Origin of the sequence: Cupriavidus sp. WGlv3, from assembly GCF_023952475.1 — a bacterium.
GTDB lineage: Bacteria > Pseudomonadota > Gammaproteobacteria > Burkholderiales > Burkholderiaceae > Cupriavidus > Cupriavidus phytorum.
The window spans coordinates 26,286-39,299 of sequence record NZ_JALHRX010000010.1; the positions used below are offsets into that span (position 1 = coordinate 26,286).

14 protein-coding genes are annotated in these 13,014 nt (G+C 68.0%); 10 read left to right on the top strand and 4 right to left on the bottom strand.

All coding sequences use genetic code 11. The features are described from left to right. From trpA to MKD38_RS17300, 7 genes are all read left to right on the top strand, one after another. Positions 1–798, top strand: a complete 798-nt coding sequence (trpA, locus tag MKD38_RS17270; RefSeq protein WP_252678539.1) for a tryptophan synthase subunit alpha — start codon at positions 1–3, stop codon at positions 796–798. Between the two features lie 180 nt (positions 799–978). Further along, positions 979–1,851: an acetyl-CoA carboxylase, carboxyltransferase subunit beta gene (gene accD, locus MKD38_RS17275; protein WP_092309714.1), complete on the top strand. Its 873-nt coding sequence runs from the start codon at positions 979–981 to the stop codon at positions 1,849–1,851. Positions 1,852–1,997: 146 nt separating this feature from the next. Next, positions 1,998–3,308, top strand: coding sequence for a bifunctional tetrahydrofolate synthase/dihydrofolate synthase (gene folC, locus MKD38_RS17280; protein WP_252678541.1), 1,311 nt, complete (start codon positions 1,998–2,000; stop codon positions 3,306–3,308). 107 nt (positions 3,309–3,415) lie between these two features. Next, the gene (locus MKD38_RS17285) at positions 3,416–4,156 is read left to right on the top strand and encodes an SPOR domain-containing protein (RefSeq protein WP_252678542.1); all 741 of its coding nucleotides are present in this window, start codon (positions 3,416–3,418) and stop codon (positions 4,154–4,156) included. Positions 4,157–4,196: 40 nt separating this feature from the next. Then, complete coding sequence (locus MKD38_RS17290) at positions 4,197–4,694, top strand: CvpA family protein (protein ID WP_025585719.1); 498 nt, start codon at positions 4,197–4,199, stop codon at positions 4,692–4,694. A 103-nt stretch (positions 4,695–4,797) separates the two neighbouring features. Beyond that, positions 4,798–6,327 (top strand): amidophosphoribosyltransferase, encoded by a 1,530-nt coding sequence (gene purF, locus MKD38_RS17295; protein ID WP_252678543.1) that lies wholly within the window; start codon positions 4,798–4,800, stop codon positions 6,325–6,327. 350 nt (positions 6,328–6,677) lie between these two features. Next, positions 6,678–7,883 carry an O-succinylhomoserine sulfhydrylase gene (locus MKD38_RS17300; RefSeq protein ID WP_252678544.1) on the top strand — a complete coding sequence of 402 codons (1,206 nt, stop codon included), beginning with the start codon at positions 6,678–6,680 and terminating at the stop codon, positions 7,881–7,883. Positions 7,884–7,887: 4 nt separating this feature from the next. On the opposite strand, the gene MKD38_RS17305 is transcribed toward MKD38_RS17300, so the two are convergent. The 4 genes from MKD38_RS17305 to rpsU form a co-directional block, all read right to left on the bottom strand. Next, positions 7,888–8,253, bottom strand: coding sequence for a hypothetical protein (locus tag MKD38_RS17305; RefSeq protein ID WP_252678545.1), 366 nt, complete (start codon positions 8,251–8,253; stop codon positions 7,888–7,890). Positions 8,254–8,292: 39 nt separating this feature from the next. Beyond that, the gene (locus MKD38_RS17310; RefSeq protein WP_305882526.1) at positions 8,293–9,144 is read right to left on the bottom strand and encodes an ABC transporter permease; all 852 of its coding nucleotides are present in this window, start codon (positions 9,142–9,144) and stop codon (positions 8,293–8,295) included. 13 nt (positions 9,145–9,157) lie between these two features. Then, positions 9,158–10,069, bottom strand: coding sequence for a nodulation factor ABC transporter ATP-binding protein NodI (gene nodI / locus MKD38_RS17315; protein ID WP_115680665.1), 912 nt, complete (start codon positions 10,067–10,069; stop codon positions 9,158–9,160). Between the two features lie 180 nt (positions 10,070–10,249). Continuing rightward, positions 10,250–10,462 (bottom strand): 30S ribosomal protein S21, encoded by a 213-nt coding sequence (gene rpsU, locus MKD38_RS17320; RefSeq protein WP_010814647.1) that lies wholly within the window; start codon positions 10,460–10,462, stop codon positions 10,250–10,252. Positions 10,463–10,914: 452 nt separating this feature from the next. On the opposite strand from rpsU, the gene MKD38_RS17325 reads away from it, so the two are divergent. Genes MKD38_RS17325 through kdpA form a run of 3 tightly spaced genes read left to right on the top strand, consistent with a single transcriptional unit; the run spans position 10,915 to position 12,982 of the window. Next, entirely contained in the window at positions 10,915–11,064 is a 150-nt protein-coding gene (locus tag MKD38_RS17325) for a hypothetical protein (protein WP_252678546.1), read from the top strand. Further along, entirely contained in the window at positions 11,064–11,153 is a 90-nt protein-coding gene (locus MKD38_RS17330; protein ID WP_062800936.1) for a potassium-transporting ATPase subunit F, read from the top strand. Before MKD38_RS17325 ends, MKD38_RS17330 begins: the two co-directional genes overlap by 1 nt. Then, positions 11,153–12,982: a potassium-transporting ATPase subunit KdpA gene (kdpA, locus tag MKD38_RS17335; RefSeq protein WP_252678547.1), complete on the top strand. Its 1,830-nt coding sequence runs from the start codon at positions 11,153–11,155 to the stop codon at positions 12,980–12,982. Before MKD38_RS17330 ends, kdpA begins: the two co-directional genes overlap by 1 nt. Positions 12,983–13,014: the final 32 nt, after the last annotated feature.

A 13,014-nucleotide genomic window follows, 5' to 3' on the forward strand; every position in this document is an offset into this window, starting at 1 on the left:
ATGTCCCGTATCCAGAAGACGTTCGCGGCGCTGGCCGCGCAGCAGAAGAAGGGCCTGATTCCGTTCATCACCGCCGGCGATCCCGAACCCGGCCTGACCGTGGCGCTGATGCACGCGCTGGTGGCGGGCGGCGCCGACGTGATCGAGCTGGGCGTGCCGTTCTCCGACCCGATGGCCGACGGCCCGGTGATCCAGCGCGCCTCCGAGCGCGCGCTGGCGCAGGGCGTGTCGCTGACGCAGGTGCTGCAGTGGGTGCGCGAGTTCCGCCAGACCAATGCGGACACGCCGGTGGTGCTGATGGGCTATGCCAACCCGATCGAGCGCATGGGCGAAGAGGCCTTCGCCAAGGCCGCCAGCGCCGCCGGCGTCGACGGCGTGCTGGTGGTCGACTATCCGCCCGAGGAGTCCGAGTCGTTCGCCGGGCTGATGCGTGACCACGGCATGGACCCGATCTTCCTGCTGGCGCCGACCTCGACCGATGCGCGCATCGAGGCGGTCGCGCGCGTGGCCAGCGGCTACCTCTACTATGTCTCGCTCAAGGGCGTGACCGGCTCCGCGGCGATCGACCTCGACAGCGTGGCGGCGCGCCTGCCGCTGATCAAGCAGCACGCCAACCTGCCGGTGGGGGTGGGCTTCGGCATCCGCGACGCGCAGACCGCGCGCGCGATCGGTAGCGTGGCCGATGCCGTGGTGATCGGCAGCCGGCTGGTGCAGCTGCTGGAAGATACGCCGCGCGAGCAGGCGGTGTCGGCGCTGCAATCGTTTATCGCCGAAATTCGCCAGGCGCTGGACGCCTGAAGTGATCCATTGCTGACTCGGGGCAGGGTGACAGGTGCCTTATCGTGCGCAATTCGCGCGTTGCGCTTCGAGCTCACCGGGCCGGCATGGTAAATTCGCGGGTTGATTCCCTGCCTTCCGCCAACCGGCGCCCAGACCATGGACCTGCCGGCGGAGCGCAGTCATCCGAAAGGAGCTTTCATGAGCTGGTTGGATAAACTCCTGCCCCCCAAGATTCAACAGACCGACCCCAGCACCCGCAAGGGCATCCCCGAGGGGTTGTGGGTCAAGTGCCCGTCGTGCGAGTCCACCCTGTACCGGACCGACGTCGAGGCCAACCTGCACGTCTGCCCCAAGTGCGACCACCACATGCGCATCAGCGCGCGCGCGCGCCTGGACGCACTGCTCGACGCCGAAGGCCGCTATGAGATCGGCCAGGAGATCGTGCCGGTCGACGCGCTCAAGTTCAAGGATTCCAAGAAGTACCCGGACCGCATCAAGGCCGCCATGGAAGACACCGGCGAGACCGATGCCATGGTGGTGATGGGCGGTGCCATCCACACCATCCCGGTGGTGGCGAGCTGCTTCGAGTTCGAGTTCATGGGCGGCTCGATGGGTTCGGTGGTGGGCGAGCGCTTCGTGCGCGGCGCGCAGGCCGCGCTCGAGCAGAAGGTGCCGTTCATCTGCTTTACCGCGACCGGCGGCGCGCGCATGCAGGAAAGCCTGCTGTCGCTGCTGCAGATGGCCAAGACCACGGCGATGCTGAACCAGCTGAGCGCGGCCAGGCTGCCGTTCATCAGCGTGCTGACCGACCCGACCATGGGCGGCGTGTCGGCCTCGTTCGCCTTCCTGGGCGACGTGGTGATCGCCGAGCCCAAGGCGCTGATCGGCTTTGCCGGTCCGCGCGTGATCGAGCAGACCGTGCGCGAGAAGCTGCCGGAAGGCTTCCAGCGCTCGGAATTCCTGCTCACCAAGGGCGCCGTCGACATGATCGTCGACCGCCGCAAGATGCGCGCCGAACTGGCGCAGCTGCTGGCGCTGCTGCAGAAGCAGCCGGCCGACGCGGTGGCATAACGCCGCCAGTATCGCGGTACCGAAGGCGCGGGTGGTTGACGCGCCTTTCGCCTTTTCTGGACGGGCGCGGCGCCGCCCCTTGACTTTGCGCCCGCCTGCCCGAATCTGGTAGCAAACGCTTCGAACGTTTCCCTCGCACACCCGAAATGCCTGTCTTCCACACGCTCCCCGAATGGCTCGCCCATCTCGAAACCGCCCATCCCGTGGGCATCGACATGGGCCTGACGCGCATCACGCGCGTGAAGGAAGCCCTCGGGCTGCGCATCGATGCCGCGGTCTTCACCGTGGGCGGCACCAACGGCAAGGGCTCGACCTGCGCCATGCTCGAACGCATCCTGCTGGAAGCCGGCTACAAGGTGGGCTGCCATACCTCGCCGCACCTGATCACGTTCAACGAGCGCGCGCGGCTGAACGGCGAGATCGCCACCGACGCGCAGCTGCTGCCGCACTTCGAGGCGGTCGAGCACGCGCGCACCAGCTTTGCCGACCCGGTCAGCCTGACCTACTTCGAGTTCACCACGCTGGCGATCCTCCACTGCTTCGCCGCGGCCGGCCTTGATGCGATCGTCCTCGAAGTGGGGCTGGGCGGCCGCCTCGATGCCACCAATGTGATCGATACCGACTGCGCCATCATCACCAGCGTCGACATCGACCATACCCAGTACCTGGGCAATACCCGAGAGGAAATCGGCTTCGAGAAGGCCGGCATCTTCCGTCCGGGCGTGCCGGCGATCTGCGGCGACCCGGTGCCGCCCAAGTCGCTGCTGGCGCACGCCGAGGCGGTCGGCGCCGAGCTGTGGCTGGTGGGGCGCGACTATCACTTCCAGGCCGCCAAAGGCCAGGAGCGCCAGCAATGGGACTGGAGCGGCGGCGGGCGCAAGCTCAACGGCCTGGGCTATCCGGCGCTGCGCGGCGCCAACCAGCTGCTGAACGCGTCGGCCGCGCTGGCGGCGCTGCAGGCGCTGCGCGAGCGCCTGCCGGTGAGCGCGCAGGAAGTCCGCAACGGCCTGGCCTTCGTCGAGCTGCCGGGCCGGTTCCAGGTGCTGCCGGGCCGTCCGGCGGTAATCCTGGACGTGGCGCACAATCCGCATGCGGCGGCGACGCTGGGGCAGAACCTCGAGAACATGGGCTTCTTCCGCTACACCTACGCGGTGTTCGGCGCGATGCAGGACAAGGACATCGCCGGGGTGCTGCAGCACGTGGCCGACAAGGTCGACCACTGGTGCCTGTGCGACCTGCCGACCGAACGCGCGGCCAGCGCCGCGGACCTGCTCGACAAGCTCGAAGCAGGGGGCTTCCAGCCCGGCCCGGACGCGACCGCGGCCTGCTTTTCCAGTCCCGAGGCGGCATTCCGCGACGCCATCGAACGTGCCACCGAGAATGATAGAATTCTGGTCTTCGGATCGTTCTATACCGTCGCCGGCGTGATGGCCTACCGTGCCACGCAGGCTAACTGAAGCGGGCGTCCCGGCGCGCGCTGTGCTGGCAACCCCGGCGGCCTTGGCCGATCACTGAGCGGCAAACGCAACGAGCGGCCCACCGGGCCGTATCACCGAACCAATCTATGGGCCTGCTTTCGCTGTTTTCCTCCCGCAAGGGCAACGACCCGGCACCCGAGCGTGCCCGGCGCCAGCGCGCCGATACGGGTGCGGGCATCGCCTCGTCGCGCCGCCTGGCCGACGAGTATGCCGACGACACGCTGGACCCTGAATTCCCGCAGAAGCAACGCGCGCGCCGCCGGCTGATCGGCGCCGTGGTGCTGATGGTGGCCGCCGTGATCGTGCTGCCGATCGTGTTCGAGACCAAGCCGCGGCCGGTGTCCGACGACGTGTCGGTCAAGGTCGCCAACGGCGTCACCAGCTCGCAGAAGCCGCGCGTCGAGCCGCGCAAGGCCGATCCGCTGCCGCCCGCGCCGGCGTCGCCGGCCTCGCGCAACGATGCCGCGGCGCTCGATGCCGGCGAGGAAATCGTCAATGCGCCGAAGTCCGCGGCAGCTGCGGCCGACAAGCCCGCTGCACGCACCGAAGCCAGGCCCGAGCCGAAGCCTGAAGCCAGGGCCGAAGCCAAGACCGGCAGCGGCAAGTACCTGATCCTGATCGGCGCGTTTTCTTCGGAAGAGCGCGCCAAGGGCTGGCTGGCCAAGCTCAAGGCGAGCAAGGTGCCGGCCTATGTCGAAAAGAAAGTGCTGGCCGATGGCGAGCGCATCCTGCTGCGTGCCGGTCCCTTCAACGACCGCGACGCCGCCGACGCCGCCGACAAGCGCGTGCGCGCCGTGGGGCTGACCTCGAAGGTCGTGGAACAGTAAGGGCGCGGTGGCCGGCGCGTGTGCGCGGCCGCCAGCAACGATGCAGCCGACTTTCTTCGACTATGCCGTGGTCTTCATCCTGCTGGCCTCGGGCCTGCTGGGCGTGCTGCGCGGGCTGGTGCGCGAGGTGCTGTCGCTGATCGGCTGGGTGGTGGCGTTCTGGGTGGCATTCCGCTACGGCGCGGTGGCCGCGGGCTGGATGCCCGAGTCCCTGCCGGGCGGCGAGCTGGCTCGCCACGCGCTGGGTTTCGTGGTGCTGCTGATCGGCACCGTGCTGGGGGCCTCGCTGGCCGGCATGGTGGTCGGGCAATTGCTGGAGAGCACCGGCCTCAAGCCCGCCGACCGCGGCCTGGGACTGGTGTTCGGCCTGCTGCGCGGCGTGCTGCTGGTGATGGTGATGGTGACGCTGGCCAGCCTGACGAAATTGCCGGAAGAACCGTTCTGGCGCGATGCGGTGAGCCGCCCGTATGTGATGCAGGCCATGGAATCGATCAAGCCATGGTTGCCGCCGGAGCTGGCGAAGTACGTGAAGACATAAGGCCGGGCACGTTGCGCGGCTGGTAGTAACGCAGGCCTTCGGGCCCGGAGGATCCCGGGCCGGGCTGCGCCCCCTGAATCAAAGCCTTTCCTGGGAGCTTGGCATGTGCGGTATCGTCGGTGTGGTGTCATCCACGCCCGTCAACCAATTGATTTACGACAGCCTGCTGTTGTTGCAACACCGCGGACAGGATGCTGCCGGCATCGCCACCGCCAACGGCAGTACCTTCCACATGCACAAGGCCAACGGCCTGGTGCGCGATGTCTTCCGCACCCGCAACATGCGCAGCCTGCCGGGCGCCGCCGGCATCGGCCAGGTGCGCTATCCGACCGCGGGCTCCGCTTCCAGCGAAGAAGAGGCGCAGCCGTTCTACGTGAACGCCCCTTACGGCGTGATCCTGGCGCATAACGGTAACCTGACCAACTGGGAACAGCTGCGCGAGGAGATGTTCCGCCGCGACCGCCGCCACATCAACACGCACTCGGACACCGAAGTGCTGCTGAACGTGCTGGCCGACGAGCTGCAGCGCGCCAGCAATGGCATGGCGCTGGAGCCGGACACCATCTTCAAGGCGGTCGGCGGCCTGCACCGCCGCGTGCGCGGCTCGTACGCCATCGCCGCGCAGATCGCCGGCTACGGCATGCTGGCGGTGCGCGATCCGTTCGGCATCCGCCCGCTGTGCCTGGGCAGTGTCGAAACCCCGACCGGCAAGGAATGGATGGTGGCGTCGGAGTCGGTGGCGCTGGAAGGTATCGGCTACAAGCTCGAGCGCGACGTGGCGCCGGGCGAGGCCATCTTCATCGACCTCGACGGCAAGCTCTACAGCAAGCAATGCGCCGACAACGCGGTGCTGACGCCGTGCATCTTCGAATACGTCTACCTGGCCCGCCCGGATTCGTGCATCGACGGCGTGCCGGTCTACGACGCGCGCCTGCGCATGGGCGACTACCTGGCCGAGAAGATTCGCCAGGAAGTGTCGGCCGGCGATATCGACGTGGTCATGCCGATCCCGGATTCCAGCCGCCCGGCCGCGATGCAGGTGGCCAACCGCCTGGGCGTCAACTATCGCGAAGGCTTCTTCAAGAACCGCTACGTCGGCCGCACCTTCATCATGCCGGGCCAGGCGGTGCGCAAGAAGTCGGTGCGCCAGAAGCTCAACGCCATGGGCGTGGAGTTCAAGGGCAAGAACGTGCTGATCGTCGACGACTCGATCGTGCGCGGCACCACCTCGTTCGAGATCGTGCAGATGGCGCGCGACGCCGGCGCCAACAAGGTGATCTTCGCCTCGGCCGCGCCGCCGGTGAAGTTCCCCAACGTGTACGGCATCGACATGCCGACCCGCAGCGAACTGGTGGCGCATGGCCGCACGCACGAAGAGATCGCCAAGATCATCGGCGCTGACAAGCTGGTGTACCAGGACGTGGAAGCGATGAAGCAGGCGGTGCGCGACATCAACCCCGCGCTGAAGGACTTCGACGCGTCGTGCTTCGATGGCCGCTACATCACCGGCGATATCGACGAGGCCTACCTGGACCGCCTGGAAACCGCGCGCAGCCAGGCCGACCGCGACGGCACCGGCGGCGACACCGAGCGCTCGCAACTGCACCTGCAGCGCTCCGGCGGCAACGAGTAAGCCCCGCCACCGCGTTGGCGCGCGTTGACGAATGCGATGCCCGGCCGTAACATGGCCGGGCGTCGATTTGACAGTCAGCTTGCGGACGCGGGTACAGCCCGAAACAGCTAAAGAGATGGTCGCCAGCAACGATTCCCGCTGCGCAGCGCCTTGCCGGCGCGGCAATGTCCGGAAGCCGGCCGCCACAGCCTGAAGCCCAAGGCCATACGCATACGCACACGCAGGACAGCAAGCCCGTCGATCCGAGCAACCGATCGCACGGGCTTTTTTCATGGCCGCGCGCCGTCCACCGGGCGCTGCGCAGCTTGTCGCAACCATCGCCTTCGCGCGGGTACGACCGCGCCACCAGCATGAACCAACCGCTCAATCCCGAATCGCTCGGCATCGATACCCTCGGCGTGCGCGCCGGCACGCTGCGCAGCGAATTCATGGAGCACTCCGAGGCCATGTACCTGACCTCGAGCTTCTGCTTCAACAGCGCCGCCGAGGCCGCCGAGCGCTTTGCCAACTCGGAAGAGGGCTATACCTATTCGCGCTTCACCAACCCGACCGTGTCGATGTTCCAGTCGCGCCTGGCGGCGCTGGAAGGCGCGCAGGCCTGCATGGCGACCGCCTCGGGCATGAGCGCGATCCTGTCGGTGGTGCTGTCGTCGATGCAGGCCGGCGACCACCTGGTCAGCTCGCGCGCGATCTTCGGCTCGACCATGACGCTGTTCAACAATATCTTTGGCAAGTTCGGTGTCGAGACCACCTTCGTCGATCCGACCGACCTGCAGGCGTGGCGTGCCGCGGTGCGGCCGAACACCAGGCTGTTCTTCCTGGAGACGCCGTCGAACCCGCTGACCGAAGTGGCCGACATCGCCGCCGTGGCCGACATCGCCCACGACGCCAATGCGCTGCTGGTGGTCGACAACTGCTTCTGCTCGCCGGCGCTGCAGCAGCCGATGAAGTTCGGCGCCGACATCGTGGTGCACTCGGCCACCAAGCATATCGACGGCCAGGGCCGGGTGCTGGGTGGCGCGGTGCTGGGCTCGCACGACTTCATCATGGGCAAGGTATTCCCGTTCGTGCGCACCGCCGGGCCGACGCTGTCGGCGTTCAATGCGTGGGTGCTGCTCAAGGGCATGGAGACCCTGGCGATCCGCATGGAGCGCCATTCGTCGAGCGCGCTGGCGCTGGCGCAGTTCCTGGAATCGCACCCGGCCGTGGCGCGCGTGTTCCATCCGGCGCTGGCGTCGCATCCGCAGCACCAGATCGCCATGCGCCAGCAAAGCGGCGGCGGCGCGATCGTGTCGTTCGAGCTCAAGGGCGCGACGCCCGAGCAGCAGCGCGCCAATGCCTGGCGCGTGATCGACAACACCCGGCTGTGCTCGATCACCGGCAACCTGGGCGACACCCGCACCACCATCACGCACCCGTACACCACCACGCATGCGCGCGTCAGCCCCGAGGCCAAGGCGGCCGCGGGCGTTGGCGAAGGGCTGATCCGCCTGGCGGTCGGGCTGGAGTCGGTCGAGGACCTGAAGGCCGACCTGCTGCGCGGCCTGGGCGACTGAGGCGCTACTCGGTCGCCGCGACCACCGGGGCCTGTTCTTGCGGGGCCGGGCCTTGAGATGGCTGCGCTTGCGGTGCCGGCGCTTGCAGCGCGGGCTCATCGCCGCCGGCCATCGCCTTCACGCCGGCGGCGGTGACGTCGTAGGTGGTGCCGACCGCGGTCGAGGCCACGCTGACCGCGGCCGAGCCCACCGTCGCCACCGTCGACACCGCGGCGCTGCCGACCGCCACGGTGGCGCCGACCACCATGCAGCCGGACAGCGACGCGGTGGCGCAGGCGACTGCCAGCATCAGGGCGATGCGCGGCAGGGAGGCGGAGGTTGCGCTATCGTTGCGCAGGTTGCGACGCAGGCGGGGGAATAAAGACGGCATGGAACTCTTGATAGTGGTTGAGCCTGGCATGGGGCGGAGTCAGCGCAGCAGCCGGCGGCGCAGCAGCACCAGGCACACCACCAGCGCGGCCACCGCATAGGCGGCCAGCACCGCCAGGTGCAGGCCGGCGCCGTCGAGCGGGCGGCCCAGCATCAGCGGCCGGATCAGCGCCACCGCGTGCGCCAGCGGCAGTGCCTTGGCGGCGGCCTGCACGCCTTCGGGCAGCTGTTCCAGCGGGAAGAAAACGCCCGACAGCAGCAGCATCGGCGTCATCACCAGGGTCTGGTAGAACATGAAGAAGTCATAGCTGGGTGCCAGCGCGGTGACGATCATCGCCAGCGCGGCGAAGGCGATCCCGGCCAGCACGATCACCGGCAGCGCCAGCAGCGCCCCCGGCATCTGCGCATAGCCGAGCGCGCCCGCCACCAGCATGATGGCCAGCCCCGACAGCACGGCCTTGCTGGCGGCCCAGGCGATTTCGCCCAGCACCACGTCGCCCAGCGTCAGCGGCGCATGCATGATCGCTTCCCAGGTGCGCTGCACGTGCATGCGCGAGAACGCCGAATACATCGATTCGAAGCTGGCCGACATCATCACGCTGGACGCGGTGGTGCCGGCCGCGAGGAAGGCGATATACGACACGCCGTCGACCTGGCCCACCATCAGGCCGAGCCCGAGGCCGAGGCCGAACAGGTAGATCATCGGGTCGGCCAGGTTGCCGATCATCGACGGAATTGCCAGCTTCCTCCACACCATGTAGTTGCGGTACCAGACCATCATCCAGTTGCGCAGGTTGCGCGGCAGCAGCGGCTGCGGATAGGCCTGGCGCGCCGCCATGGCGGCGGCGGGGGAGGCCTCGGTGGCGTCCGCGCGGGGGTCCTGTTCGCTCATGTCGTCCCTTGGTTCAGTCCCGCATCTCGCGGCCGGTCAGCTTGAGGAACACGTCCTCGAGGTTGGCCGGGCGGTGCAGGTAGCGCACGCCGCTCCTGCCGTGCAGCGCCGCCAGCAGCGGGGCGGGCTCGCGCACGTAGCAGAACAGTGTCTCGCCGCTCATTTCGGTGCGCTGCGCCAGCGGCGTCAGGGTGCCGCGCAGCGTCTCCAGTTCATCGCCATAGACCTCGACCACGTCGCAGCCGATCTGGCTGTCGATCAGCTCGTGCGGCTTGCCTTCGGCGATCTTGCGGCCGCCGTCGATCACGCACAGGTAGTTGCACAGCCGCTCGGCTTCTTCCATGAAGTGCGTGGTCAGCAGGATGGTCTTGCCGCTGGCCATCAGCGACTTCAGCCGCTCCCAGATCAGGTGGCGTGCCTGCGGATCGAGGCCGGTGGTGGGCTCGTCCATCACCAGCAGGTCCGGGTCGTTGATCAGCGCGCGCGCCACGGTCAGGCGCCGCCGCATGCCGCCGGAGAGGTCGCGCACCTGGGCGTCGGCGCGGTTTTCCAGCCGCGCGAATTCCAGCAGCTTCGGTACGCGCCGCTCGATCTCGGCCGACGACAGCCCGAAGTAGCGGCCGAAGATGCGCAGGTTTTCGATCACCGAGAAGTCCGGATCGAGATTGTCGAACTGCGGCACCACGCCCACGCGCATGCGCGCCTGCGGCGCGCGCTCGGGGATGGGCTCGCCGCATAGCGTCAGCGTGCCCGCCAGGGGTGTGGTCAGGCCCAGCAGCAGCCGCAGCGTGGTGGTCTTGCCGGCGCCGTTGGGGCCCAGCAGGCCGAAGCACTGGCCGCGGAAAACCTGGAGGTCGAGGTCGTCGACCACGACCGTGTCGCCGTATTGCTTGCGCACCTTGCGCAACTCGAGGATGGCAGTCAAGGCAGGGTCCGGTGTGGCGCCGCAACGGCGCAATATCCGCCATTATGCCGGTCATCCGCGCCGGGCTCAGTTGGCGCGGTGCAGCGGACGCGAGGGCCCCGGCGCGCGGGCATAAAAAAACCGCCAGCGAACTGGCGGTTTTTCTTGCCTGGCTAAACCAGGCAGCAAAGCGTGCCGGAATCAGTACATCTTCTTCGGCAGCATCTGCATGCGCAGGCGCTTGCGCAGGCGTGCTTCGGCGGCCTTCTTCTTGCGCTTGCGCTCGGTCGTCGGCTTCTCGTAAGCGGTACGGCTCTTGAGTTCAACGATCAGGCCAGTCTGCAGAATGGCACGACGGAAACGCCGCATTGCAACTTCAACGGGCTCACCGGGTTTCAAGACGATCTTAGTCAATTCAGTCCTTTAGGGGATTGCCGCCGGGGCGGCTGGTTCACACGGGGGGAAACTGCGGCCGCCGGAGCGACTGGTATTGCACGCCGGGCCGATGCCCTGGTGCGCCCCCGCGAACCTGAAAGATGTGGACGTTTCAGTCCGTGCAACCAGTGTCAGGGGTGATAGCGCCAGGTCCAAACATAACTGGAGCCTGACAGTACCGGTTTCCATGAATGCTATACGCCCGTAACTATGGCATGTATACGACGGCGCTGTCAAGAATGCAGTGCAACGTACGCGCGGCGGCCGGGCCTGATAGTTATTTCCAGGCCACTTCAAGCGGACCGCAGCGCGCGCGACGGAACCGCGAGGCGTCTTTATACCGTTTTTATAGCCATAGCGGGTCTTTCTACCCCGTTTTTATCCCCGCATCCCTAATCTGGGTGACGTCTGCCACTCACGATTCTCCCGTCATGGATGCGATGTTCTTGCTCGTTCTGATTGCCTTCGGCGCCGCCAGCGTCGCCCTGGTCGCGCTGTGCGCATGGTTGTGCGGCCCGGCGCGGCCGGTTTCCGCCGCGGACCGGCCGCAGCCGGACGCAGCCACCGGCGGAGACCTCTGATGGACTGGACCGAACTGCTGGCCGGCGCGCTTGCCGTGGCCATCTTCCTCTACCTGCTGATTGCGCTGTGCCGCCCGGAGAAGTTCTGATGCCGACCGATTTCCCGGGCCTGCTGGCCCTGTACCTGGCCATCCTGCTGGCGCTGGCGCCATGGCTGGGCCGCTACCTGCGCCGCGCGGTCGAAGACGACGGCTACCGACTGACCGTCTGGGGCCGGCCGCTCGAGCGCGCGCTGTACCGGCTCGCCGGCGTGCATGGCGGCGAGCGGGGCGGCGCGCAGATGGGCTGGCGGCGCTACGCGCTGGCCGTGCTCGCCTTCAACCTGCTCGGGGCGGTGGCGGTCTATGCGCTGCAGCGCCTGCAGGGCTGGCTGCCGCTGAACCCGCAGGGCTTCGGCGCGGTGTCGCCGGATTCGGCCTTCAATACCGCCGTCAGCTTCGTCGCCAATACCAACTGGCAGGGCTATGCCGGCGAATCGACCATGAGCTACCTGACGCAGATGCTGGCGCTGACGGTGCAGAACTTTGTCTCGGCGGCCACCGGCATCGCCGTGGTGTTCGCGCTGATCCGCGGCTTCGCGCGCCAGCGCGCGGGCGGCATCGGCAACTTCTGGGTCGACCTGACGCGCATCACGCTGTACGTGCTGGTGCCGCTGGCATCGGTGATTGCGCTGGCGCTGGCGAGCCAGGGCGTGATCCAGAACTTCGGCGGCTATCGCGATGCCGCGCTGCTGCGACCGGTGGCCTATAGCCAGCCGGTCACGGACGCCGCCGGCAATCCCATCGCCGATGCACAGGGCGGGGTGCCGACCCGGCCGGCCATGGCGCACACGCAGACGCTGCCGATGGGGCCGGTGGCGTCGCAGGAAGCGATCAAGATGCTGGGCACCAACGGCGGCGGCTTCTTCAACGCCAACTCGGCGCATCCGTACGAAAACCCGACCGCGCTGTCCAACCTGATCGAGATGCTGGCGATCTTCCTGATCCCCGCCGCGCTGTGCTTCACCTTCGGCGAGATGGTGCAGGACCGCCGCCAGGGCGTGGCGGTGCTGGCGGCGATGACCTTGCTGTTCGTGGCCATGGCCTGTCTGGCCGCGCTCGCCGAGCAGCGCGCCGGCGCGGTGCTGTCCGCGCTGCCGCTGGACCACGCGGGCTCTGCGCTGCAGGCGGGCGGCAATATGGAAGGCAAGGAAACGCGCTTCGGCGTGGCCGCCTCCGCGCTGTTCGCGGCAATCACCACGGCGGCGTCGTGCGGCGCGGTCAATGCCATGCACGATTCCTTCACCGCGCTGGGCGGCATGGTGCCGATGTTGCTGATGCAGCTGGGCGAGGTGGTGTTCGGCGGGGTCGGCTCCGGGCTGTACGGCATGCTGGTCTACGCGGTGCTGGCGGTGTTCATCGCCGGCCTGATGATCGGCCGCACGCCGGAATACCTCGGCAAAAAGATCGAGGCCTTCGAGATGAAGATGACCGTGATCGTGATCCTGGTCACGCCGCTGCTGGTGCTGCTGGGCACGGCGGTGGCGGTGATGGCGGGCGCGGGCCGCGCGGGCGTGCTCAACCCGGGCACGCACGGCTTTTCCGAGATCCTGTACGCGCTGTCTTCGGCGGCCAACAACAACGGCAGTGCATTCGCGGGCCTGTCGGCCAACACCCCGTTCTACAACACGCTGCTGGCCGCGGCGATGTGGTTCGGCCGCTTCTGGATCGTGATCCCGGTGCTGGCGCTGGCGGGCTCGCTGGCGGCCAAGCCGAAGCTGCCGGCCACCGGCGGCACCATGCCCACGCACGGCGCGCTGTTCGTGGTGCTGCTGGCCGGCGCAGTGCTGATGGTGGGCGCGCTGACCTATGTCCCGGCGCTGGCGCTAGGCCCCGTCGCCGAACACCTGCAGGGCGTGCTGGCCGGCGCCGCGCGCTGAACCGCTGTCCTGACTCATCGCCACTCGCGAAC